Raw genomic sequence first — 24,767 nt, forward strand, 5'->3', positions numbered from 1 at the left:
TTGCACACAAAAAATTCTTAATTATGATTATATGGAGGACTATTAATGGTTCGTGCTTATTCAAGAAGAGAATATATTAGAAAAATACCAAACAACAGAATTGTTCAATATGATATGGGAAACTTATCAGAAGATTTCCCAGTAAGAGTATCCTTAGCAGTTAAAAAACCAGCTCAAATTAGACATAATGCTTTAGAAGCAGCTCGTATTGCTTCTAACAGATACATGCAAAGATCTGCTGGTAGATTAGGATACCACTTAAAATTAAGAGTATACCCTCACAACATCGTAAGAGAAAACCCTATGGCTACCGGAGCAGGTGCGGACAGGGTACAAAGCGGTATGAGAAATGCTTTCGGTAAAGCAATTAGTGTAGAAGCTTTAGTAAAAACCAATCAAAAGATCATGTCTATTGATGTAAACCCTAAAAACTTCCAAGACGCTAAAACCGCTTTAAAAAGAGCAGGTATGAAAATGCCTGTATCTTGCAGAATTGTTGTTGAAAAAGGTGCAGAATTAGTTAAATAAGTCTTTGGCTTATTGATTAATTCTAGATTTTTCATTCAACTTTTATTTTTAATTTCATTCAAAATTAAGAAACAATCTTAAAATATATTTATTTGGACTTTAATTTAATATCCAAAACGTCATTATCATTCAATTATTGAAAATTGATTAAGGACTATTGTTTAAAAAGGAGCAGAACAATGTATGTTAAAAAATTTGAAGATTTAAGTAAAGATGATTTAGGTATTGCTGGTGGAAAAGGTGCTAATTTAGGTGAATTAACCCAAGCAGGCATTCCAGTCCCTCCAGGATTTGTTGTAACCTCTAAAACTTATGATAAGTTTATGAGAGATACTGGAATTTTTAGTAAGGTTATGGATATTTTAGACCAAGTAGATATTAATAACACTAAAGAGCTTCAAGAAGCAGCTGAAGAAATTAAAGGAATTATTATCGAAACTCCTATTCCTGATGGTATTTCCACTTACATTACTGAAGCTTACAACCAATTATCCGAAAGAGTTGGAGAAGAAGATGGCGCTGATGTAGCTATTCGTTCTTCCGCAACTGCTGAAGACTTGCCAGAAGCTTCATTTGCAGGTCAACAAGACACTTTCTTACACGTTCAAGGTTTGGATAATGTAATTGAATATGTAAGAAAATGTTGGCCTTCCTTATTTGAAGCAAGAGCTATTTTCTACAGAGAAGAAAACAACTTCGAACACTCTCAAGTTTACATTGCAGTAGTTGTTCAACAAATGGTCGATTCCGATAAGGCAGGTGTAATGTTTACTGTAAACCCATCTACTGGTGAAAACATTGCTTTAATCGAAGGATCTTGGGGACTTGGTGAATCTGTAGTAAGCGGATCTGTAACCCCTGACAACTATGCTGTAGATAAAGAAACTAACGAAGTCTTAAATGTTACCATTAGTGATAAGAAAACCATGTTCACTAATGAAGAAGGCGGAACATCCATTCAAGTTGACGTTCCTGAAGAGTTAAGAAACGAAAGAGTCTTATCCGACGCAGAATTAATTGAGCTTGTTGAAATGGCTAAAAGAGTGGAAGGTCATTACGGCAAACCTCAAGACACTGAATGGGCATTCCATGATGGCAGCTTATTCTTATTGCAATCCAGACCAATCACTACCTTAGGCGATTCTAAAAAAGGAGATGCTGAAGAGGAAGAAGTGGACTTAGAAGTTTTAATCAGAGGTCTTGGTGCAAGTCCAGGTTTAGCATCTGGTACTGTTAAAGTTATCTTAAGCCTTGATGAGCTTGATAAGGTTCAAGATGGAGACGTAATGGTTACCACTATGACCACTCCTGACATGGTTCCTGCTATGAAAAGAGCTACCGGTATTGTAACCGATGAAGGTGGAGTAACCTGTCACGCTTCAATCATTTCCCGTGAATTAGGTATTCCTTGTGTTGTAGGAACCGGAAACGCTACCAAAACCTTAAAAGAAGATACTGGTGTTACCTTAGACGGTAAAAAAGGTTTAGTATTTGAAGGTATCAAAGAAGTTGCCGAAGAAGCTCCTGCAGCTCAGGCAGTAGCTGCTGAAGCACCAATCCTAACTGTAACTGAAGTTAAAGCTAATGTAAGTATGCCTGAAGCAGCAGAAAGAGCTGCAGCAACCGGTGCAGACGGTGTAGGTCTTTTAAGAACCGAACACTTGATGTTAACCGCAGGTATTCACCCTGGAAAATTCATCGCTGACGGAAAAGAAGATGAATTGATTGATACAATCGCTGATAACGTTCAAATTGTAGCTGACGCATTCTATCCAAAACCAGTATGGTACAGAACCCTTGATGCACCTACAGATGAATTCATCACCCTTGAAGGTGGAGAAAACGAACCTCGTGAACATAACCCAATGCTCGGTTGGAGAGGAATCAGAAGAGAACTCGACCAGCCTGAAATCCTTAAATGTGAATTCAAAGCCATTAAAAAATTACACGAAAAAGGATACACAAACATTGGTATCATGATTCCATTATCACAGTCTCCTGCTGAACTCGTTAAGGCTAAGGAGTTATGTGCTGAAGTAGGATTCATACCACACAAAGACGTTGACTTCGGTATGATGGTGGAAATCCCTGCAGCTGCAATCATAATTGACGAGTACTTAAAAATCGGTGTTGACTTTGTAAGTTTAGGAACCAACGATTTAACCCAATACACTCTTGCAGTTGACAGAAACAACGAATTCGTTGCAAAACACTACACTGAAGAACACCCTGCAGTAATGAAACTGATTGAAAGAACAATCAGAAAATGTGCTGAAGCAGGTGTTACATGCAGTATCTGCGGTCAGGCAGGCAGTGTACCGCACATTGTTGAAAAACTCGTTAAATTTGGAATTACCTCAGTCAGTTCCAATGCAGACGCAATAGCTGAAGTCAGAAAAACTGTAGCTAGAGCTGAACAGAAAATTATTTTAGAAGCTGCCCGTAAGCGTCTAGAATAAATTTTTTCTTTTTTTCTTTTTTTTAATATTTTAACGTTAATAGATGATTTTATGAATGATTTACCAATAGATGAAGAAGAAATTTTAAAGGAATTGGATTCAATTCAAAGTGAAGATTTAAAATACTCAAGCGGCCGTATTCTAGGCTCAATGTGTACTGAAGCACATCCATTTGCAAAGAAAGTCTATACAAAGTTTCTTGACAGCAACCTGGGAGACCCTGGTCTATTTAAAGGAACAAAGGCCACTGAAGAGAAAACTATTCAAATCATTGGTAGATTACTGAATCTGGATAATGCCTACGGTAATATCGTAACTGGAGGAACAGAAGCAAACATCATGGCCGTAAGGGCTGCAAGAAACCATGCAAGGAAATATAAGGGCATTAAAGAAGGTGAAATTATACTTCCCCGCTCAGCTCATTTTTCATTTAAAAAGGCAGCAGACATGATGAATCTGAAAATTGTGGAAGCCGATCTGGACGATAACTATAAAATCGATGTGGATTCAATTAAAAGGAAAATCTCAGATAAGACTGTCGCAATCGTTGCAATTGCAGGAACAACTGAACTGGGACTGATAGATCCGATTGAAGAGATATCAAAAATAGCTCATGAAAACAATATTTTCTTCCATGTTGATGCGGCATTCGGAGGATTTTCAATACCGTTTCTGAAAAATATCGGATTTGAATATCCTGAATTTGATTTTAAACTGGAAGGTGTTTCATCAATAACGGTCGATCCCCATAAGATGGGTCTTGCACCTATTCCTGCAGGCGGAATAATATTCAGAAAAAAGGAATACCTTGAAGTGATGGCCGTTGACTCACCGTATTTAACTGTAAAGACACAGTCAACAATCGTCGGGACACGTCTCGGCGCTTCAACCGTTGCAACATACGCTCTTTTAAAGTATTTCGGAAAATCAGGTTATTCAAAAATGGCTAAGGGACTGATGGAAAACACTTACTTTTTAAGGGACTCCCTGAAAGAAATAGGTTATGAAGTAATAGTTGAACCGGAACTTAACATTGTGGCATTCAACCACCCTGAAAAAAGCCCTGAAAAATTATCTGAAGAATTGGAAAAAATAAATGGGTGGAAAGTTTCAGTTGCAAACTGTCCTAAGGCAATAAGAATTGTCCTCATGAACCATGTAACCAAAACTCACTTGAAAGAATTTTTAAATGATTTGAAGAGTCTTTATTAAATTTCCTCAACATACATCAAAGGATAGTTTAACTCTTCAATATACTCTATTCTGATTACCGCTCTAACATCATCGACCAGCGTGTGAATCCTCACGTCAAGCATATCGCCTGAAAGTGAAATGTAGTCGAATTCGGTGTTGTCGGTCAAATTGATTTTAACCTCAACGTCCTCAATGGCAGGCTGAAGCTTGAATGACTCCTCGATTGTGCGTTCAAGGCCTTCCTTTGTCTGGGCATTGACCGGTGTTCCAACAAACTGGTGAAACAGTGCGCCCATGCTGATTCCCCCTTCAAATATTGCACGTTCACGGGGAGTTATGTTTGAAAAGTACTTTTCATTAACGTCCATTCAGATTCCTCCGTTCAAAAAGATAATTTTATCATAGATTACCTGCGAAGATATCGGATTGAAACAGAAATAAAAGAGGATTGCAGATATTATCAAAACGGTAGCAAGAATATATGGTCTTGCGTCTTTCGGATAGATAAATGCGATTGCCAGACCGATAATTAAAAATGCTGCGCTTATAATCCATGCGTATGAAGCTTTCGGATTGTCATGGACTATCTTTTCATTTATTCCGCTGACATTGCTCTGTTCACCTTCAATAATCAGTCTGTTTGCGGTTGAACCGATAGGATCACATGTAATAAGCATAATATGATTTCCGCTTTCATTCAAATTCAGCTTATAAGTTGCAGGCACAATCTTTTGGTCTGTAACGGTATAGTTGACCTCACCGATTTCAGGCCATTCAAGAGTGATTATGTCTCCGTTTGCAAGTTCATTAAGCCTTAGGAAGGGTGAGCCCTGAAGGGTCCTGTGTCCAAAGAGAACTACGTCACCATGAGTCGGGGTTGATGACCTTTCATCAGTCATTACACCTAAAGACAGGCTTTCATTATTGATTTTCTCGTTGATTCCTACTTTCTCAACAATTACTACAGGAGACGTGATGTTCTTTTGGGTCACGTTTTTGTGAGAAAAGTAATTTACCTCTCCTGCGGCATATAAACCTATTATTATAATACAAATGATAACAATAGCTGTTGAAATAATTGATTTATTCATGGTATCATTTTTGTTTATATAACTAATATAACTTTTCTATCCTGAATATGTTGATGTGATTTCACCGGCCATCCATGAAGGTGCCTTTGTTGTTGGAATCGTCAGAACAATACTGTCCATGTTTGTTATGATGAAACTGACCTTGTCCTGCGGCACTTCAAGCAGAAGCATATATTCAGCATCCAGATCGCCTAAATTGATTTGCCGTTCATAGTTTGAAAGCTTAACTCCGTAACTGTTGAGCATGTCTACTGTTGTCTTTTCATCATAGCCCTGAATAATGGCTCCCTTAAGCATTTCAAGAACGTTTGAGGAAAATGTCTGTGAGTTTTCATTGGGATTCGTGTCATTTCCATGAACAATCGTATTTCCTTTCGTATATTCTGACTCGATCTCTCCGTTGTCCTCATATCTCATGATGGATAAAACCGTGCATCCGCTGACGTCGGCTTCGCTTTTATTCAAATCACCAGAATCATTGAAAAACGTGTCATTGTTGTTTTTATAGATATCTACGATGCTTCCGACGTTTACTAGTCCTGCTCCTGCCTGAAGGCGTGAAACGAGTATCGGAACGGAAACTGTATTCGGCTTTTCAAATGTCACCTCACAGAGCTTGTGGGCATCATTTCCGTTTACAAACTCTATTGCTTCTGAAGCGGGCATTACAATGTTTCTTGAGTTGTTTTCATAAACCTGCATTGTCCGGTTGAACTGGTCGGTGTTTCTGTGTATTGCATTAATGTGAAACTTCTTCCAGTCTGCTGTTGCCTGCTTTTCAACGTTAATGGATTCGACGTCATAGAGGTTTTTGGCATCATTGATTTCGCCTTCAATTGTAAATACTGATCCTGCATCGGCCATCGGGCCCTTGTAAAGGCCATGAAGTTCATTTAGCTTTGCGGTTTTTGCCCCGTTCAGCTCCTGCTGTGCAGGTTCATAAATGATGAAGTAGTAGGCTGAAATGATAAGGGTCAGGACGATTATTGTCATGATGATTTTTCCGATCTTTCTTTTTTTCTCATCATTAACGCCATGCTTTCCTTTATCCTTAAACAATGAACCTAATTTTTCATTGAATTTTTCAATGGGAGTCAATTCCTCTTTTTCTTTCAGTTTCGGTCTTGGTATTTCTTTATTCTTTAAGTCATCCAGTTCACCAAATCCTTTGGGATAGAGTGGATTATTTTCCTTTTTCATAATAAACCCTCACTAACTTTTTTAAAATCAAAGTGTTTGAAAACACAACACTTGGGAAAGTTTTTTAAAAAGTTTTTTTAAAAATTTCTAAAAAGCTTTAATATTACTATTAACATCTTCATTATTAAGTTTAACTTATATAAAAGATTATAATTACTTATTTATTAAAATTTAAATGTAATGAGGTTATTTTCATTAAAATAAGAATTTTTTAACAGGTAAAAAATATTGCCTTGTGGGGTAAAAATTGACTTCAAAAATAAATTCTTTTTGATTAAAGACAAAATATATATAATAATTTAAAGTAATTTAATATTGTTAGACCTTAATTAATAGTGCCTTATTTCAGCGATAATTTTAAAGCTAATTTGGGGTTTTTAATTAATTTAACTATTAATTAAATGTATTTGAAACTTATATTAATGGAATTGTGAGTAGTTAAATGATAGAAGATAATATACGTATGCTTAGACAGGCGGCACGAATAAATCAGGACGATAAGTCAATCGATGATGATATTTGGTGCATAATTGCAGGCAACGTCGATTTAATCGACGACATAGCCTATAAGGCTATAGCCTCCAAGAATACTGTAAAAATTCTATTTCGTGAACATGTTTCATTAAGTGAAGGCAAACTATCCAAAAAATTTGATTTCATAATGTTATACGGCAATTCAAGACGAATCGAGGAATTCGGAAGAATCAGCCTTTCAAGGGGCGGGGCATACATTAAAGTTTCCCACTTCTACATTAATGAAGGGTCAAAATTGATGGTGTTTGTCGCTCCCGATGACGTGGTAAGGGACTCTGTCTCCACCATAGAAAAATTAAGAATTCCATTTGCGATTTTACAGGAATCACAGACTACGGGATTCATTAATGTGGAAATTAATGATGATGTTAAACTGCCGGGTTTCATTAAGTCCGCTTTAAAACCATTTTACAATGCAAATGAGGTTGTTCTGTCAACAATACTCATTTCAGTGGAAAATGATGAAGACGTTGAAAAGGTTCAAAGTATTGCTACATCTAATAAAATATTTGTTATAGATTTTAAAGATATTATAACGGAGGATTAGTCATGAATATTTTCGGAAATGATGAGGAAGAACAAGAAATTGTCGATACCAGAGTTATTAGTAATAGTTTAGGGATAGATTTAGGAACTTTAAATACTGTTATAGCTAAACCGTCAGGTGACAAATTTGATTTATACCAAATTCCATCTGTAGTTGCAGTTAAAAAAGACGATCCAAGTGAAGTTTTAGCTGTCGGTGAAGAAGCTAAAAAAATGCTGGGAAGAACTCCTGAAGATATTCTTGCAGTAAGACCACTTAAAAAAGGTGTAATTGAAAACGTTGTACAGGCACAGGCTTTACTCATTAAAGCAATGCAGATTGGTATCAATGAAGGAGAAAGTGTTGGAAGAATCGTTATTGGTATTCCTGGTGATGCATCTGAAGTAGAAAAAAATGCTGCCGAAGAAATCGGAAGAAAAGCAGGTGCACAAAATATTCTTGTAATCAGTGAAGGTCTCGCAGCAGCTATCGGTGCTGGTCTTCCTATAGCTGAACCGAACGGTACAATGGTTGTTGATATCGGAGCAGGTTCAACTGATATTGTAATCATTTCTCTTGGAGGTATTAATGATATCGAAACCGTAAGATGCGGTGGAGATGACATCGACAATAAAATAGTAGAGCTCGTAGCAGAAAAATACGATGTAGCAATTGGTATTCATGATGCAGAATCTGCAAAAATGGAAGTTGGTATGGTCCACTGTTCCGAACAGCTTGAAAACTTAAGCGTTGAAGTAATCGGAAAATCCCTGGAAACCAACAGACCTAAAAAAGTGGTAATCGACTCCATGCTTGTAGCAGACGCAGTTGAACCGTTCATGCAAGACATTGTTGACGGTTTAAACGTGATTTTAGAAAGATTATCTCCGGAATTAATGATGGGTGTTTACAACAACGCCGTTGCAGTTGGAGGAAGCTCAAGACTCAGAGGTATCAAAGAAAGAATTTTCGATGAAATCGGCATTCCAATTGAAATCTCAGACGATCCAATGACCGTTGTTGCAAAAGGAACTGCTATCGTTGCAGCAGAACCACTTGCATTAGAACCGGAAGTACGTTTAAGAGCTATGAAATAATTTTAATTAATTATTTCCTTTTTTTACTTTTTTTGATAAATATGAATATTTTAGGCATTGATGAGGCAGGACGAGGTTCTGTTTTAGGCCCGCTTGTTATTGCCGGCGTTGTTATTGACAAACGAAAACAAGCTGTTTTAGATAATATGGGCGTTAAGGACTCAAAAAAATTAACCCCAAAAAGAAGAGAAGTCCTATCACGCAAGCTCAAGAAAATGTTTGACTATGACACGGTGATATACTCCGCCCAGGACATTGACGAGCTTCGTGCAAAGGGTGTTAATTTAAATGAAATCGAGCGCAAGGGAATGCAGGAACTTTTGGAAAAGCTTGATTTTGACAAGGCCATCGTCGATGCAGTTGACGTCAAGCCCGAAAGGTTCGAGGACAGGCTTCAAAGGGCAACAGGATGTGACGTTACCGCCGAACACAAGGCGGATGACAAATACATTGAAGTAAGTGCAGCTTCAATTATTGCAAAGCAAACCAGAGATGAAGCTATAGCTGAAATCAACAAATATTTTGAAGATGTTGGAGGAATCGGTTCAGGCTATCCCTCTGATCCCACAACCAAAAAATTCCTCTCAAACTATACGTACAATGAAATGCCGGGTTTTGTTCGAAAATCCTGGTCAACAGTTGCAAAACTGAAAGATGTTCAGACAACTTTAATCTGATTTTTTTAATTAATTTCTTAATTTTTATTTTATTGTATTTAATTCATTTTTAATCTATTTTTTATAAAAATTTTTTGCTGATAATAAAATATATAATCATGATTTTATAATATAATAATTATTTATAAAATCATATTTTGGAGGTAATTTCTTGAAATATTTTAGTGCAGATATTGATTTAAATGAAGTAATTATAGTAAATCAAGAATTTGATTATTTATTTGAAGTAAATACTGATTATTATCAGGAACAAATAAATAAAATCAATTCTGATTTTATCAATGATTTGGCAAAAGCTTTGATTAGCCAATACCGTTTAAAATATTACTCTACATTCAATAATTTAATTAAAAATAATGATGTAGATCGGGAGGAATATGATTTTTATAATATGAAGTTTTTTGATGTTTTTTTAGAAAATACAAAGAATAACATTCGTGTTTTCAATGAAAAAGATTTAAAAATATTAAATTCAATAATTAATATTTCTAATATTTTTTTGAAAAATGCTATAGATCAAAATGATTTTGAATCATTGTTGAATTCATTTTATAAGTTAAAAGATAAATTAGAATCTAATAAATTTATTTTGAATGATAATAGATCTATTACTGTTGATTATATTGAAGAAAATAATTTGTTTGGAGAAAAAATTTTATCATTGAATTTAAGGTGATATTAATGAAAATTAAAAATTTTGATGTCATTACTACCAAGTTAAATATGTTTAATTTCCCAGAATGTAATGAAAATAGATATATTTTAATTAAATTTGGTTCTAATATTGATATTCTATCTCCAAACGGCGCTGAACAGAGAATAATATTGACTTATAATATTAAATCTAACGATTTACCGTTTCACGTCATGTGGGAGTGTAGAATTACATTAACTTTTGATGAACAATTGGAAAAGGAAATTACAAAAGAAGAATTTTTAACATATTCTGATGTAATTGATGTAATTGATAAGCAAATAGATAATGTATCTAGTTTAGCTAATGTGGATTTACCTTTATTTTCAAAACAAATCAATGATTAACATGATATTTAATTTTAAACAAATAACAAACCAAAATTCAATTCATGATGATGAATCTATTAAATATTTCTCTAATTTAGCATTCAATTCTAAAGAAAATATATTGCTAGATATTATTGTTGATACATTACAACTGGATAATGAAGAAAATAGACGTCAATACCTATTTGAAATTAAAGAATATTATCATAATAAAGGAGTTGTATTCGACGATATTGAGTTTGAGCGTCAGGTGGATAATTTTTTAAGTAAAAATATTGGAAATGTAAAAGGAGCATTTTTGGAAGTATTAATTTACAAATTAATTCAAAGTTATTGTAATCATGATGGATTATACAAAGAATGTATAATATCAAATAACAATAATCATCCGTACGATATTGTGACTATTATTAATGATATAGCTCATTTGATTGATATTAAATTTTCTTGTCATCATTTAAAAAAAATCCATTTGGATTATTTGCTTGAATATGTTAATGAAAACAATTTCAAATCTTATTTACTTTCATTAGATTCTTTTTCAAAAATTAATGATAAATTGCATTATATTCAGTATGAAAATAATATTTCGGATAATGATTTTCATTTCATCACGACTAATATTACATTCATTTCAAATAATGATATTTATGATGCTATAATGAATCAAAACTGTTTGATGAATTAATAGATTGTATATAAATCGATTTTTCAATATTGGGAAAGAACATTGAATAAATAAAAAGAATTTTTATTTTTTTATTTCAATTTATGTTATGGGAAATAATAACTGTTGTGAAATAAATTAATCGAATTAAAAAAGCAAATTAAAATTTAGAATGAGTTAACACAATTTTGTTAATTATTCATTATTTTTTCTTATATAATTTTCAAAATAGCTATTTTTAAGTATATGAAAAAATATATTAATCTTATAAATGATTATTTTAATATAACTTAAATGAGGATAAATATGATTATCGAGTATATCACGCCATTTTTCGATGGAGTAATGGACCTTTTTACCCAAGGAGGACTTATAACTTATATAATTCTATTCATAGGTATTTACGGTCTTATTATAGCTCTAAGAAAGATTGCATATCTAAGAAAAATTAGTCGTGTTGATACCACTGAAATTTTTGGTGTCGTAACCGCTTCTATGGAAAGGGGCGGAGCCGTTGAGGCTTTAAAACAGATCAACCGATTTAAAAATCCTGTATCCCGTATTATTTCTGAAACTTTAAAGATAGGTTATAAAAACAAGACAGAAGTTGAAGAAAGTATGGAACAGATTTTCATTGTTGAAGTCGCTAAAATGACTAAAGGTTTAAGCACTATCAAAACTATTACTGAACTCGCTCCTTTTATCGGATTAATCGGTACCGTTATCGGTATCTGGATGACATTCAAGTCATTAGGTGTTAATCCTAATTCAGCTGCAATGGCTGAAGGTATTTATGTAGCGCTTACCACTACAATCATGGGTCTTCTTGTCGTTATTATTCTTTTACCGATTTACACTTACATCCAAGGACTTATTGAAGTGGAAATGGATAAGATTGAACTTGCTACAAAAATGACCAACTGGGGATTCGCTGTGGTAAAAGTGAGAGTTGAAGCTAATGTTGAATGTGCTGTTGCGGCACTTCAGGAAGCTGAGGGCGTTGTCAATACAAGATTGATTTCAGACCCTTATGCGAATATCAAGGTTTCGTTTAAACCGAGTATGTTGGACAAAAGTATTTCCAACATTATTTTAGAGAAATGTAATGTGAATGCAGAAATTACCGAGAGTAAATTAAGACAATAAGTGGTTAATATGGCAATTGACGTTAAATCATATAAAAAGAGGTTTTTGCATGACCAGAAACCGAACATCAATCTTGTTCCATTTATTGATATTTTATTTACAATAATGATTTTTCTAGTCGTTACCAGTAATTTTTCAGCTGTCGACTCACCGATGGACGCTACAGACAGTGGCGCTACAGGTAAGCCGAACGTAACTGACACATCAGGTAACGCTGAGTATTATATTGTGCCTGTTGCCAATCTGCACAAGGTGACCGTTAACGGTGTCGACAGATCAGATGCCATTGCAAACAGTGCTATCGGAGTTCAGGCGCGAGTTATGGATGAGGGGCAAGTATCGATTAGGCCGGGAGAGATTGTTATCGTTACTCCTGATGGCATTAGTCCGGATAAAGCTGTTCAACGTCCAAAAACCTAATTTAGGAGAGATTGTATGTATACTGGGAGGATATTATCAGTTGGAATGAATAGTGATGGAAAGCCATTTGCTGCATACAGGGTATCAAGCAGGTCATTTCCAAACAGGCAATGTCAGGGATTCGATACCAGAGCGGCTGTTGTTCCAAAAGAAGGTTTTGAAAAGGATATTTATAAAAATACCTATATCGCATATAACAGTCTTCAGATTGTTGGCGATACTGCAATCATATCAAACGGTTCTCATACCGACGTGATTGCTGATAAAATCGCTTTGGGAATGAACATTAAAGATGCATTGGCATATTCATTGCTTACAATGGATTATGAAAAGGATGATTATAATACTCCAAGAATTGCCGGTGTTGTAACGTCTTCAGATAAAGAGGATGAATACCAGTGTTTCATTGGAATAGTCAGTGATAAAAAATTGCTGGTTGAAGAGGTGCCTTATGGAGAAGCGGCATTCATATCAACATACGGAAGTCAGGTACCTGACCCTGTTGATTTTGATGCAAAAACTTCAGGTGATGCCGCCAAGTTTATTTTTGATGAGGGCACTTTTGCCGAATATGAAAAACCGGTAACTTCTTGTGCTACTGTTTTTGATGGAGAATGGACAATAGATGTCTATAATCCATAATTTTTTTATTTTTTTAAGATGATACTATGGAAATTAAGTTAATGGGCTTAAAGGGTATTCCTTTAGTTAAAGCGGGAGATGACATTGGTCAGATTATTAAAGAGGCTGTTTTAAAATCAGATTATGATTTGAATGATGGTGACATTATATTAATCGCCGAGACATTGATTTCAAAGGCTGAAGGCAACATTATCAAACTGGATGATATTGAGCCGTCCGATGAGGCAATTGAAATAGCTCAAATCTGTAAAAAGGATTCAAAACTTGTGGAAGCAATTTTACAAAATTCAAATGAGGTTGTAAGGGTCGGTCCCAAATTCATAATTACGGAAACCAAACATGGTTTTGTCACTGCAAACGCAGCAATTGACGAATCCAATGTTGAAGACGGTCTTGCAACTCCGGTTCCTGAAAATCCCGATGAATCTGCAAGAAATATCAGGGAATTTTTGGAATCCGAATTCAAAAAAGATCTGGCGGTTATAGTAACCGACACTCAGGGCAGAGCTTTCAGATTCGGTGCCATCGGAACTGCAATAGGATGCAGCGGCATTTCCCCGTTATGGACTAGGGTCGGTGAAAAGGACCTCTATGGCCGTGAACTTGAAACCACCGAAATTGCAACTGCAGATGAACTGGCAAGTGCCGCCTCACTCATTATGGGTCAGGCTGACGAAGGCCTTCCGGTTGTAATAGTTTCAGGATTCAGCGCTTTTACGCAGCTTAGGGATAAAGATTCCAGCATTAAGCCATTGCTTATGCCAAAAGAATTTGATGTATTCAGGAAATAGATATTATGATTACTGTTTTATCCGGAGGCACAGGTACTCCAAAACTACTTCAGGGAATAAAGGAGATTGTTGATGATAAGGATTTATCCATTATTGTCAACACTTTGGAAAACGATTACTTTTCAGGTGTTTACGTATCAGCAGACATCGATACCGTCCTATACACCATGGCTGACATGATAAATGACGAGACATGGTACGGCGTTAAAAACGATACATTCACTACCAATGAAAGGCTTGCCGAATTGTCATCTCCGGAGCTTTTAAGAATCGGGGATATCGACAGGGCAACCAAAATACAGAAAACCATGCTGATGCAGGATCATACACTTGAGGAAAGCGTTGACATTCAAAGAAGACATATGGGAATTCAAGCCAAAATCATTCCGATGAGCAATGAAAACTCAGACATCAAAATTGTCACAGACATCGGGGACTTGGAATTTCATGACTTTTTAATAAAGCACGCCTCAGAGCCGCAAGTCTTGGACGTTGTATTTTCAGACGTTTCACCTGCAGAGGGTGTAATCGATGCAATCAAAAAATCCGATGCGGTAATAATCGGACCTTCAAATCCGGTCACATCAATACTTCCAATAATTTCACTTGAAGGTGTAAAAGAGGCTTTAAAAGATACCTGTGTAATTGCAGTTTCTCCAATAATCGGAAACGATTCAGTTTCAGGACCGGCATCCAAGTTTATGAATGCTTTGGGAATTGAAGTGTCCTCCTTAGGAGTTGCAGAATTGTATAAGGATTTCTTGGATGTTATGGTAATTGACAATAAAGATGAAAATTTAAAAGATAATTTAGGCGAAATTATTAATAAAGTAATAATTACAAATACTATTATGAATAGTCTAGATGCCAAAATTAATTTAGCCGAAATAATTTTAGATGGCATCCTACAATGAAGGCGGTAATGTAATGATACAAATGACGTTGATACAAATTGATAATTATGGTCCTTGGACTGTTACTCCAAGACCTCGTACAGAATCAGATTTACAGATGTTACAGGCAAGTTTATTTGCAGACTTAAACAACCACTTCGGTAATAAGAAGGGTTTGGTTTTCTTTACAAGATTTGACAATTTGCTTGCCATTTCAAATGGTTTGGATGAAGAAGACCATTTAAGAATTCAAAGATCAATCAGAAACAGATACCCGATTACAATAAGTATGGGTGTGGGTGCAGCAGAAACTCCTCACGAAGCTCAAAGATTAGCTACAATAGCTCTTCAAAAAGAAGGGGGAGCACAGTCATCTCAGAGAAAAGAGATTTTAGCTATTGACAGTCTGGTTTCAGAAGAGGACAGTTTCGTTCAGGCAGCACACATTGACATCAACAGTGTAACCGAAACCCTAACTGATATTGAATCTGCTTTTGATACAAGTTTCATGGTTAACAAGGCTCAGCACTATCTGATGACCAAACTGATTAAAAAAGGAGCATTGTTGTTCTTCATCGGCGGAGATAACTTCATGTCTCCATGTAACGGATTAAGCGAAGAGGAAATCAAAGAAATTTTGGTTGAAATCGATGAGGAAATCGGAATCGGACTTAAAGCTGGTATCGGAAGAGGCAAAAATGCAGAAGATGCAGCTTACATGGCAGATATCGGTCTTGAAGAAATCCGTGACCGTGACAACGAACCTTGGACTTGGGTCATCGAAAAAGAATACTGAGGGGGTTTTTTAAATAAAAGTAGTTGCACCAATGGCCGGAATAACTGGTGCCGAATTTTTAAACAGGGTTATTCCATACGGATTTGATGTAGTTACTTTAGGCGGATATAGTCTGGATGAAAAGACTGTTGAAGCGTCTTTAAAAATAATCGAAAGGGGAAGAAAGGAATTTCACTTTGAGCTTGATGAAATCATTCCCCATATGGAAAATGAAGTAAATCTGATTAAAAAAGCCCATCCGGAAGTGCGCGTAAGTGCAAATGTACGATCAACAACTCCCGAACCGATAATTGAAGCTTCCCAAATTAAAAATTTAGATATCATAGAAATAAACTGTCATTGCCGTCAGGAAGAAATAGTCAATATCGGCTGCGGTCAGGAGATGTTAAAAAGGCCCGATTTATATGACTACATCTCTCAAATTGTTGATAATTCAAAAAGCGAAGTGTCTGTAAAGATTCGCGCTAATGTCGAGGGAATAGACACTCTTGAAGTTGCAAAAACAATCGAGGATGCAGGTGCCGATTATTTGCATCTCGATGCGATGGACCCGAAGGTTTTTGATGCCGACTGGAAATTGCTTGAGAAGGTATGTAAAAATACAGGCATTAAAGTCATCGGCAACAATTCAATAGATTCTTCAGAAAAAATAAGAAAAATGTACCGGTGTGGTGTTTTTGGCTTTTCAATAGCCCGTGCGGTAATTTCTGGAACTTTAAATTTTGACATTTCTAATTTTTAAATCAAAACTATTATTAACTCTCAAGATTATATTTAATAATAATATACAATAGGTGATGTTCAATGAATTTTATAACTCTTAAAAACATTACAAAATCTTTTAATGATGTGGATGTTTTAAAGGATATTAACTTAACTATAGATGAAGGGGAGACTTTAGGTATTTTAGGACGTAGTGGAAGTGGAAAATCCGTTTTAATCAACATGCTTAGAGGAACAAAAGATTATAAGCCAAATTCTGGTAAAATCTTATTGAATGTTGCAGTATGTCCTAACTGTTTGACTATCGAACCGCCTTCCCATGATGGAGAAAAATGTAGTTGCGGCTGTGAATTGGCTGTTCAGGAAGTCGATTTCTTTAACTGTGATAGAAAATTATTTTCAGCTATTAAAAGAAGAATTTCAATCATGTTACAACGTAACTTTGCATTATATGACGAAGAAACCGTTATTGAAAACGTTATGAGAGCAATGAGTGACGATATAGAATATGAAGATGCTCTCTACAAATCCTTGGAATTATTGGAAATGGTTCAGATGAACCATCGTATTACTCACATCGCTCGTGATTTAAGTGGTGGGGAAAAGCAGAGGGTTGTACTTGCAAGACAGCTTGCAAAAAATCCTATGACCTTTTTGGCGGATGAGCCGACAGGTACCCTTGACCCACAAACTGCAGTAAAGCTTCACAACACTTTAAAAGAAGGTGTTAAGGAAGAAGGAATCACGATGCTTATCACTTCTCACTGGCCGGAAGTCATGACAGAACTTGCTGATAAGGTAATCTGGCTTGAAGACGGTCAAATCAAAGAAGAAGGCGACCCGGAAACTGTTGTAAACAACTTTATGGAAACCGTACCTGTTCCGGAAAAACCTGAAATTCCTGAATTCGGTGAACCTGAAGTTGTATTGGAAGACGTTAAAAAACATTACTATTCCATTGAAAGAGGAGTTATCAAAGCAGTTGACGGCGTTACATTAACCATTAATAAGGAAGAAATCTTCGGTATAGTGGGTTTAAGCGGTTCAGGTAAAACCACCACAACAAGAATGTTAATGGGATTAACCGATCCGAGCAGCGGTAAAATCGAAATCAGGCTTGGTGAAGATGAATGGGTTGACATGACAAAAGTGGGTCCTCTCAACCGTGGGCGTATCATGCCGTATATCGGATTATTGCACCAGGAATACTCACTTTATCCTCACAGAACCATTTTAGGTAATCTGACCGACGCTATCAGTTTGGAACTGCCTGCTGAGTTCGGTAAAATCAAAGCTATCCATGCATTAACTACCGTAGGATTCAGCGATACTACTGCCAATGGTATTTTGGATAAATATCCTGATGAGTTAAGTGTGGGAGAAAAGCACAGGGTAGCTCTTGCACAGGTTTTGATTAAGGAACCTAATCTTATCGTATTGGATGAACCTACAGGTACAATGGATCCTGTTACCCGTGTAGTTGTTACAGATTCAATCTTGAAAGCACGTACAGAACTGGAACAAACTTTCATTATCATTTCTCACGATATGGACTTTGTTTTAGATGTCTGTGACAGAGCTGCTTTAATGAGAGGAGGAAAATTACTGGATATCGGTACTCCTGAAGATATAGTTCAGCAACTCACACCAGACGAAAAAGAAGATATGCTTAAAAGAGAAGGATAATTCTCTTTTATTCATTTAATATTTTTTTTATTTCCCGCCAGTTCGGGCAATTCTTATCCATCAGCATTTTAAATTTTTTTGAATGATTGAACTCAATTAAGTGGCAGAGTTCATGAATCAGAACGTATTTTGTACATATTTTAGGCTTTTTGGCCAGATTCAAATTAAGTGTAATGACCTTATTCTGTTTGCAGTTTCCCCAGTTCTTCATTTTACGGATTTTAATTTCAGCAGGTTTTTTGCCGACTGTTGCCGTGCATTCATCATAGATTTCAGCAATTTCTCTTTGAAGTTCCATTCTATAGAAATCTTCCAGCGTCTTTTGTCTTGCTTTCATTTTGCTTCTTTTGGAAACCGGAAGATAAAGAATATCGTCTTTTACAAAGGCTGTTTTGATATTGTTTGCTATTAACTGCATACTATATTCCTTGCCCCAAAGATAATGATTTTCACCGTTGACATATTTTAGCGCAGGAAGATATTTCTTTTCACCTATTTCTTTTTGTTTAGCTAAAATCCAGTCCATCCTGGATTCGACAAACTCAATAATCTTATCGTCACTTACAAAGTACGGTGCAGAGATTTTAACATCACCTTCGGGCGGAATAACTCGAAGGTACATGTTTTTAATCTTTTTTCTTTGAACAGTTACGCTGATTCCGTTTATTATCATTAATGTGCCTCTGGATTAAAATTAAATATTTTAATGGCCAATTTGAATGCCAATGGCCTTACAATGAAGTTAATCAGACAGTATGCAACAAACCATCTTACAGGCCACATGTAAAGGAACATGTCTAGCTCCATTCCTCCAAAACCGAAAGCGAATATAAACGGTATGATAAAACTCATCTGAAGGCTTATAAAGAACGGTACAGGATTCCAGATGCCGTATTCTTTGTCCGGTCTGAAATCAAAGACTTTCACTGCAAGCTTAAAACCTAAAGGATTGCAGATGAAGTTTGCAAAAAAGTATGCTACCGGCCATCTTACAGGCCATAACGCAAAGCATAGCCAGATAGGCATTCCCATTGGGTATGAGAATATTAAAGCCATCACTATGCTCATCATAAAACTGATAAAAAATGCTACGGGATTCCATAATTTCATAATATTAATATATGTATTCGTGGATACTAGTAATTTTTGCAAAATCAATTGAAAATTATCCCGATTAATGCTATTTTTACAAAGTATTATATATTGTCATCAAGATAAATTAAAATATTATATTATGGTGATTTTATTATGACTTGGGAAGATGCACCATCTCATATATGCAGAGGTGGAGATGTGAGGGGGCTTGCTTTTTGCTGTCCTCCTATAAAACCATGCCCTGTTTTAAATGCCTTAGAGCAAGTGAATTTAACTCCTAGGGAGTATATCGAGATTAAAACTCAGTTTGGTAAGGAAACAAGATTAGGTGAGGGAGCCGGTACTTGTTTTGGTTCATTAATTTGGTGTTGTAAACCATCCAAACCTTGTCCTTTAAGAGACATGACTTTAAGGAATATGGGCATGAGTCATGACGAGTACTTGGATTTGAAAAAGGAACTTTCAGAAAGGTTAACTGGTGTTCAAAAACCTGAACCTGATGCTAAAGCTGAAGCGCTTGCTGAAACATTCAACATTTCAAAACTTGAAGCAATGAATGTTTTGACTGAATGTGATAATGATTTAAGACGTGCTGTAAGTGTTTTGAAGGCAAAATCTTTAGAAGATTCTGATTAAAATGGATTGGACTGCTCTTTATTTAAAAACTTCCGGATTAAATGTATTCATTTTGGGCACTGGTGAAGTTGCAACAAGAAGAGCAAATAAATTTTTAGACCATGGAGCAATTGTAAGGCTTGCTGGAAACTCCATTGATGAGGAATTGTTAGATAAGGGGGCCGAACTTTATTCAACCGATGAGGCCGATGAACTGGTCGAGTGGGCAGATTTGGTGGTGATTGCAAGCGGGGACAAGGATTTGTCAAATCATGTTGCAGACATATCCAAAGATAAACTTTTAAACCGCGCAGATTTTCCGGATGATGGGGATATAATTGTTCCAACAAGCTTTAATATCGGAGATATTGAAATTTCTATTTTTACAGGCGGCAAGAGTCCGTTAATGGCAAGGCAATTAAGAAAAAGAATACAATCAATAATTACTGAAGAGGATATTCTTGAAATTGAACTTCAGGATTATTCACGTTCACTTTTAAAGGAGTATGTGCCTGACCAAAAGGACAGGCGAGATTATTTATACATGATTTTTGAAGATGAAATGATTAAAGGCTTAATCGAATCAGGCAAAATCGATGAGGCAAAGGCTGTTATTTGTGAGTTAATTAAGAGGGATTTTGATGATACTTAATTTAAGGGTTGATCATAAAATTGCAGATATTGAATCTATGGAGAACATTTCAAAGGAAATTGACGAAATCTTCTGGAAATTACAGGAAAAGTATTCCATTAACGAATATGTTGAAATATCCACCTGTAACCGTAAGGAGTATTATCTTCACAATGAAAACATCTCCTTTGATGAGGAACTTCTCTCTCATGAAAATCAAAATATCATTATAGAATACGGTGAAGCCTCAGTAATGCATCTGCTTCGTATGACCTCAGGTCTTGAGTCCATGATTGTCGGTGAAGACCAGATTTTGGGTCAGGTTAAGGACGCCAAGCACAAGGCGGTTAAAAACCACCACTGTGGCAGATCACTGGATGCAATCTTTACCAAAGCCATTCATGTGGGTCAGGTTGTAAGAAACAGGACAAATATCAACAAGGGTGCAGTTTCAATCGGTTCTGCTGCCATTGATTTGGCAGAAAAGCACATGGGCAGTCTGGATGAAAAATCAGTTCTTGTCATCGGTGCCGGTAAGATGGGCAGGCTGGTTGCAAAGGCATTGGCTGAAAAGGATCTGCATGCCATTTTTGTTGCTAACAGGACATATTATGTTGCAGTTGAGCTTGCCGAAGATTTGGGCGGTGAGGCAATTCTTTTCAATGATTTGGAAGAGTATCTGGCCACTGCCGATTTGGTTATCAGTGCAACAAGCGCTCCTCATGCCATCATTACAAAAAAACGTCTTTTGGGCATTGATATGGATTATGAGAATGTCATGATGGTTGATATTGCAAATCCTCGAGACATTTCCGATGACGTTCGTGAATTGGGAGTCAAATCCTTCAACATTGATGACTTGCGTGAAATTGCTGATGAAAATACAAAGCTTCGTATCAAGGAATTCGGTGAAGCGGAAAACATCATCAATGATGAGTTCATTTTGCTTAAAGAATCGTTTAAAATAATGGAAGTTGATGAAATACTTGGTAATTTAAGAGCATCTATGGAAGAGATAAGACAACGTGAAACTCAAAAAGCATCTTCAAAGTTGTCTGATGTAGATGGCAACACTAAAGTTTTGGATAATTTAACAAATTCAATTGTCAACAAGATATTTTTCGACATTTCAAAAAATCTAAAAGAAGCTGCAAGGGATGAAAACAAGGAGGTTATTGAGGCTGCCGAATACATTTTTGATTTCAGATAGTCTACTCAAACATTCCTTTAACATCACTGTTTTTAATTTTAAAGCTGTTCAATGCATATTCAATGTTTTTCATGGTGATTGATTCGCTGTCATTGGAGATTGCATTGTGAAGGGAGGTTTTAAGGATTTTTTCCTTGATGTCCCTACCGGAAAGGCCTTTTGTAAGCTTGACTATTTTTTCCAAATCCAAATCATAATCAAGAGGCATTGTCTTAAGATTATTTTCAAGTATTGTGAGTCTTTCCTCATCGCTCGGCAGTTTGAATTCAATTTCCTCTTCAAATCTGCTTCTGACTGCTAAATCAAGACTTTCCTGATTGTTGGTTGCTCCGATTGTTATGACTGATTTGTTCTCTTCAATGCCGTCCATTTCAGTTAAAAGTGAGTTTACAATCTCTGAAACGTCACCTCTAAGTGACTGAAATGACCTGTGAAGCGCAATTGCATCAATCTCGTCAATAAAAATTATTGCAGGAGCATTTTCAGATGCCTTTTTAAATAAATCATGAATTTTGGATGAGGCATCACCGACATGCTCTCCGATAAGTGAAGTTGCCTTAACGAGGTATAAAGGAACTTCAAGTTCATTGGAAAGAGCCTTTACAAGCATGGTTTTGCCTGTACCCGGAAGTCCGTAAAATAGAATGTTTTTTGGAGCCCATGGTCCGAAGCTTTCGGGATTTTCCAGATATCTTGTAATTACCTTTACCTTTGATTTGGCATTGTCCTGGCCGACAATATCGTCAAGTCTGACATCGGATTTGAATCTGGCATCGTTGATGCTGTCAATTTTATCTGTAATGATTTGTATTTTTGTATTCTCACCGATTAGTGAGTTGTCAGGTTTTGCGGTTACAATTTCAAAACCGTAATCGGGGATTATCTTCTGGTCAAAGAGATGTGACTTTTCACACACAACCAGTCCCAGCCACTGCTCACGTGCATACTCTTCAAAGAGTTTGGTGTTGGTAATCTCTATATCGTCATCCATTACTGTAAAATCAAATGGATAGCCGACAGGTTTGACTACAACAAGTTCAGCATAGTCCTTATCATCATTTTCAACTTTTGATGTTTTCTGGTTGGTTGTTTTAATTTCGTGCTGTTTGCTGTCACTTTTCAAATAATCACCTCCGAATTTTGTATACATTCATAACATTAGTTTTGATTATTTAAATACTTGTTGCAACAAACAAATATTCATGAGTTTCAGGACACGACGTGTAATATTTATAACTCCATTCTATACACTGTTTGAATTTTTTCTTCTGAAATATATTCTGTTGTTGCTTGGTGGTGTGTGGGACGGTTATTTGTTGATATCAGCAGTTTTGATAGGTATTTTACATGTCTCTCCAATGTTTTTTGAGGCTAAAAAATCAAGGAGGATTACCCGGTTTCTCTCAACCGTCGATGGGGTATGGATGTGGGCATCTGTGATGTTTCTCATTGATATACTGGTAATATATCTAATCGGAAGCTTTGTTGAGATTCCTCATGTTATTGTTTTGATATTATTGGCTGTTGTGCCTGTTCTTGGAGTCTATAATTATTATAAGGCTCACAAACTTGTCGTTCATGAAAAGACTTTAACATTCGACAATATCGAAAGTGAAATCGCCATTGCGCACCTCTCAGACATTCACTTCGGATCCGTAAGACACAAGGGCATAATAAGGGATGTGGCCTTGAAACTAAAAGAACTTGAAGGGGTCTGTGATATTGCTGTAATTTCAGGAGATCTTGCAGATGGCTCAAGCGTTGTCGAGGAGGATGATTTCATGGCCCTGGCGGATGTGCAAATGCCAATACTGTTTACACCCGGAAATCATGATTTCTATCCGGGAATAGACAATGTCATAAGGGCCGCTAAAAAGGCAGGAATAATCGTTTTGGACAATGATTCATTCGAGTTTAAAAATCTAAACATCTACGGTTTGACCTTCAGCTTTGATGATATTGAAATGCCTTCAGCTGAGGATTTAAAAAGTTCACTAAATCCGGATAAGATAAACATTATCAATTATCATCCGCCGTCATACTGGCCGGAATTTTCCTCATTGGGTTTTGACCTTCAACTGTCAGGACATTCTCACGGCGGACAGTTCTATCCGGCAGTATGGTTTGCAAACAGGGTGTTTGAATATAATATGGGACTTTTCAGGGACAAATTGGGCAACTACATCCATGTAACAACCGGTGTAGGTTCAATGGACACTCCGATGAGATGGGGAACCGATTCCGAAATTGTCGTTTTGAAACTTGAAAAATCATAATTGATTTATTTAACTTTATCCAAACTATAATCATATGACTAATGAAGACAATCACAATCATTTTTGCATTTACTGCGGGGCAAGTCTCATCCCCAATCAGCATTTCTGCTCACAGTGCGGAAAAAAAGTTTATCACGGGCCTGAAGAGGTAGTCGTTAAAACACATTCCAGATATAAATCAAAAATAGATGAAATAGAGGCAGAATATAATTCAAAACAGGAAAAGGCCAGTGAACTTGTTGGAAAACTCTTTGATCCTACACACATGGCATATTCCAGATTCACAAATGCCATAAAAAAATCCAACCAGCTATTTTCCAATCAGGTTGCCATCGCCCGCAGGATGGTTGAACTTGATGAGAACAATAATCTTGTTGAAGGGGAACTTGAAAACAAAATAAAGACATTAAACACTTTCATCGATAAGATGGAGGATTTAACCAACGAACTGGTTATCCAGATGAGTTCCAATAAAAAGGATAATGATGACATTAATAATCTCTTCAGCGATATGGATGAGCTCATTGACTCTGTAAAGGATTATTAAAGCATCTCTTCATATATTTCTTTCATTTTTAATGCGTCAAGGTCACGTTCTGGTGTTTCACAGATGATGTTTGCCTTCCAGCCGTTATCAATCAGATTTGAAAGCAGATCTCTGATGTCGGGACCGTACTCGTCACTTTCATCAAGTATATGGTGTTTTACCTCACCGCCACGGCCGTATTCGATTGTTGTAAAATGGCAATGCAGGATGTCAATGTCCAGATTGTCTTCTATTGTTGAGAATATGCAGTTGTAATCCTCTTTTTCATTTAGGATTCCCCTAAGTCGGAGGCCAAGCGGT

General features: G+C 36.2%; 28 protein-coding genes and 1 pseudogene. 22 read left to right on the forward strand and 7 right to left on the reverse strand.

What is annotated here, in order from left to right:
- The first annotated feature begins 45 nt into the window (after positions 1 to 45).
- From rplJ to mfnA, 3 genes are all read left to right on the forward strand, one after another.
- A complete protein-coding gene (gene rplJ, locus ACKI44_RS08050; protein ID WP_298537404.1) occupies positions 46 to 528 on the forward strand; it encodes a 50S ribosomal protein L16 in 483 nt (160 codons plus the stop codon).
- Between the two features lie 179 nt (positions 529 to 707).
- A complete protein-coding gene (gene ppsA / locus ACKI44_RS08055; protein ID WP_407423277.1) occupies positions 708 to 2,987 on the forward strand; it encodes a phosphoenolpyruvate synthase in 2,280 nt (759 codons plus the stop codon).
- 51 nt (positions 2,988 to 3,038) lie between these two features.
- The gene (gene mfnA, locus ACKI44_RS08060) at positions 3,039 to 4,199 is read left to right on the forward strand and encodes a tyrosine decarboxylase MfnA (protein ID WP_407423279.1); all 1,161 of its coding nucleotides are present in this window, start codon (positions 3,039 to 3,041) and stop codon (positions 4,197 to 4,199) included.
- Here the strand turns inward: mfnA and ACKI44_RS08065 are convergent.
- The 3 genes from ACKI44_RS08065 to ACKI44_RS08075 are packed head-to-tail and all read right to left on the reverse strand — an operon-like array spanning position 4,196 to position 6,472.
- Positions 4,196 to 4,549, reverse strand: a complete 354-nt coding sequence (locus tag ACKI44_RS08065; protein WP_407423281.1) for a dihydroneopterin aldolase family protein — start codon at positions 4,547 to 4,549, stop codon at positions 4,196 to 4,198. The genes mfnA and ACKI44_RS08065 overlap by 4 nt on opposite strands.
- The gene (locus ACKI44_RS08070; RefSeq protein ID WP_407423283.1) at positions 4,550 to 5,272 is read right to left on the reverse strand and encodes a class E sortase; all 723 of its coding nucleotides are present in this window, start codon (positions 5,270 to 5,272) and stop codon (positions 4,550 to 4,552) included. It abuts the gene before it with no gap.
- A 36-nt stretch (positions 5,273 to 5,308) separates the two neighbouring features.
- Positions 5,309 to 6,472 (reverse strand): DUF515 domain-containing protein, encoded by a 1,164-nt coding sequence (locus ACKI44_RS08075; protein WP_407423285.1) that lies wholly within the window; start codon positions 6,470 to 6,472, stop codon positions 5,309 to 5,311.
- Positions 6,473 to 6,914: 442 nt separating this feature from the next.
- Between ACKI44_RS08075 and ACKI44_RS08080 the strand changes: the two genes are divergently transcribed.
- The 14 genes from ACKI44_RS08080 (at position 6,915) to atwA (ending at position 18,093) form a co-directional block, all read left to right on the forward strand.
- Positions 6,915 to 7,553 carry a hypothetical protein gene (locus ACKI44_RS08080; protein ID WP_407423287.1) on the forward strand — a complete coding sequence of 213 codons (639 nt, stop codon included), beginning with the start codon at positions 6,915 to 6,917 and terminating at the stop codon, positions 7,551 to 7,553.
- A 2-nt stretch (positions 7,554 to 7,555) separates the two neighbouring features.
- Positions 7,556 to 8,629 (forward strand): rod shape-determining protein, encoded by a 1,074-nt coding sequence (locus ACKI44_RS08085; protein WP_303736339.1) that lies wholly within the window; start codon positions 7,556 to 7,558, stop codon positions 8,627 to 8,629.
- 41 nt (positions 8,630 to 8,670) lie between these two features.
- Entirely contained in the window at positions 8,671 to 9,306 is a 636-nt protein-coding gene (gene rnhB / locus ACKI44_RS08090; RefSeq protein WP_407423325.1) for a ribonuclease HII, read from the forward strand.
- Between the two features lie 151 nt (positions 9,307 to 9,457).
- Positions 9,458 to 9,982, forward strand: a complete 525-nt coding sequence (locus tag ACKI44_RS08095; protein ID WP_407423289.1) for a hypothetical protein — start codon at positions 9,458 to 9,460, stop codon at positions 9,980 to 9,982.
- Between the two features lie 5 nt (positions 9,983 to 9,987).
- On the forward strand, positions 9,988 to 10,347 hold the full coding sequence (locus ACKI44_RS08100; protein WP_407423291.1) for a hypothetical protein: 360 nt from the start codon (positions 9,988 to 9,990) through the stop codon (positions 10,345 to 10,347).
- Between the two features lies 1 nt (position 10,348).
- On the forward strand, positions 10,349 to 11,017 hold the full coding sequence (locus ACKI44_RS08105) for a hypothetical protein (RefSeq protein ID WP_407423293.1): 669 nt from the start codon (positions 10,349 to 10,351) through the stop codon (positions 11,015 to 11,017).
- A 285-nt stretch (positions 11,018 to 11,302) separates the two neighbouring features.
- The gene (locus ACKI44_RS08110) at positions 11,303 to 12,142 is read left to right on the forward strand and encodes a MotA/TolQ/ExbB proton channel family protein (protein ID WP_407423295.1); all 840 of its coding nucleotides are present in this window, start codon (positions 11,303 to 11,305) and stop codon (positions 12,140 to 12,142) included.
- A gap of 9 nt (positions 12,143 to 12,151) precedes the next feature.
- On the forward strand, positions 12,152 to 12,562 hold the full coding sequence (locus ACKI44_RS08115; protein ID WP_407423297.1) for an ExbD/TolR family protein: 411 nt from the start codon (positions 12,152 to 12,154) through the stop codon (positions 12,560 to 12,562).
- A gap of 15 nt (positions 12,563 to 12,577) precedes the next feature.
- Complete coding sequence (locus ACKI44_RS08120; protein ID WP_407423299.1) at positions 12,578 to 13,204, forward strand: IMP cyclohydrolase; 627 nt, start codon at positions 12,578 to 12,580, stop codon at positions 13,202 to 13,204.
- A 26-nt stretch (positions 13,205 to 13,230) separates the two neighbouring features.
- Positions 13,231 to 13,995 carry a coenzyme F420-0:L-glutamate ligase gene (locus tag ACKI44_RS08125; protein ID WP_407423301.1) on the forward strand — a complete coding sequence of 255 codons (765 nt, stop codon included), beginning with the start codon at positions 13,231 to 13,233 and terminating at the stop codon, positions 13,993 to 13,995.
- 5 nt (positions 13,996 to 14,000) lie between these two features.
- A complete protein-coding gene (cofD, locus tag ACKI44_RS08130; RefSeq protein WP_407423303.1) occupies positions 14,001 to 14,909 on the forward strand; it encodes a 2-phospho-L-lactate transferase in 909 nt (302 codons plus the stop codon).
- Between the two features lie 13 nt (positions 14,910 to 14,922).
- The gene (locus ACKI44_RS08135) at positions 14,923 to 15,684 is read left to right on the forward strand and encodes a GTP cyclohydrolase III (RefSeq protein WP_303736368.1); all 762 of its coding nucleotides are present in this window, start codon (positions 14,923 to 14,925) and stop codon (positions 15,682 to 15,684) included.
- Between the two features lie 31 nt (positions 15,685 to 15,715).
- On the forward strand, positions 15,716 to 16,426 hold the full coding sequence (locus tag ACKI44_RS08140) for an MJ0144 family RNA dihydrouridine synthase-like protein (RefSeq protein WP_407423305.1): 711 nt from the start codon (positions 15,716 to 15,718) through the stop codon (positions 16,424 to 16,426).
- Between the two features lie 62 nt (positions 16,427 to 16,488).
- On the forward strand, positions 16,489 to 18,093 hold the full coding sequence (gene atwA / locus ACKI44_RS08145; RefSeq protein WP_407423307.1) for a methyl coenzyme M reductase system, component A2: 1,605 nt from the start codon (positions 16,489 to 16,491) through the stop codon (positions 18,091 to 18,093).
- Positions 18,094 to 18,100: 7 nt separating this feature from the next.
- Here the strand turns inward: atwA and ACKI44_RS08150 are convergent, their stop codons facing one another.
- Entirely contained in the window at positions 18,101 to 18,766 is a 666-nt protein-coding gene (locus ACKI44_RS08150) for a M48 family metallopeptidase (protein ID WP_407423309.1), read from the reverse strand.
- Positions 18,766 to 19,149: a hypothetical protein gene (locus ACKI44_RS08155; protein WP_407423311.1), complete on the reverse strand. Its 384-nt coding sequence runs from the start codon at positions 19,147 to 19,149 to the stop codon at positions 18,766 to 18,768. Before ACKI44_RS08155 ends, ACKI44_RS08150 begins: the two co-directional genes overlap by 1 nt.
- A gap of 192 nt (positions 19,150 to 19,341) precedes the next feature.
- Here ACKI44_RS08155 and ACKI44_RS08160 point away from each other — a divergent pair, with 192 nt between their 5' ends.
- Genes ACKI44_RS08160 through hemA form a run of 3 tightly spaced genes read left to right on the forward strand, consistent with a single transcriptional unit; the run spans position 19,342 to position 21,644 of the window.
- On the forward strand, positions 19,342 to 19,824 hold the full coding sequence (locus ACKI44_RS08160; RefSeq protein WP_303736350.1) for a methanogenesis marker 9 domain-containing protein: 483 nt from the start codon (positions 19,342 to 19,344) through the stop codon (positions 19,822 to 19,824).
- Between the two features lies 1 nt (position 19,825).
- Positions 19,826 to 20,455 carry a bifunctional precorrin-2 dehydrogenase/sirohydrochlorin ferrochelatase gene (locus ACKI44_RS08165; RefSeq protein WP_407423314.1) on the forward strand — a complete coding sequence of 210 codons (630 nt, stop codon included), beginning with the start codon at positions 19,826 to 19,828 and terminating at the stop codon, positions 20,453 to 20,455.
- Positions 20,445 to 21,644 (forward strand): glutamyl-tRNA reductase, encoded by a 1,200-nt coding sequence (gene hemA / locus ACKI44_RS08170; protein ID WP_407423316.1) that lies wholly within the window; start codon positions 20,445 to 20,447, stop codon positions 21,642 to 21,644. The genes ACKI44_RS08165 and hemA overlap by 11 nt, the downstream gene beginning before the upstream one ends.
- 1 nt (position 21,645) lies before the next feature.
- On the opposite strand, the gene ACKI44_RS08175 is transcribed toward hemA, so the two are convergent.
- A complete protein-coding gene (locus ACKI44_RS08175) occupies positions 21,646 to 22,767 on the reverse strand; it encodes an AAA family ATPase (RefSeq protein ID WP_407423318.1) in 1,122 nt (373 codons plus the stop codon).
- A gap of 79 nt (positions 22,768 to 22,846) precedes the next feature.
- Between ACKI44_RS08175 and ACKI44_RS08180 the strand changes: the two genes are divergently transcribed.
- Positions 22,847 to 23,920, forward strand: coding sequence for a metallophosphoesterase (locus tag ACKI44_RS08180; protein ID WP_407423320.1), 1,074 nt, complete (start codon positions 22,847 to 22,849; stop codon positions 23,918 to 23,920).
- Positions 23,921 to 23,954: 34 nt separating this feature from the next.
- Entirely contained in the window at positions 23,955 to 24,467 is a 513-nt protein-coding gene (locus ACKI44_RS08185; protein ID WP_407423322.1) for a zinc ribbon domain-containing protein, read from the forward strand.
- Here ACKI44_RS08185 and ACKI44_RS08190 read toward each other — a convergent pair.
- Positions 24,464 to 24,767 (reverse strand): annotated as a pseudogene (locus ACKI44_RS08190) (deoxyribonuclease IV); the annotation flags it as partial. The gene ACKI44_RS08185 and the pseudogene ACKI44_RS08190 sit on opposite strands and share 4 nt — an antisense overlap.

It is taken from the genome of Methanobrevibacter sp. (genome assembly GCF_045646205.1).
Lineage (GTDB): Archaea > Methanobacteriota > Methanobacteria > Methanobacteriales > Methanobacteriaceae > Methanocatella.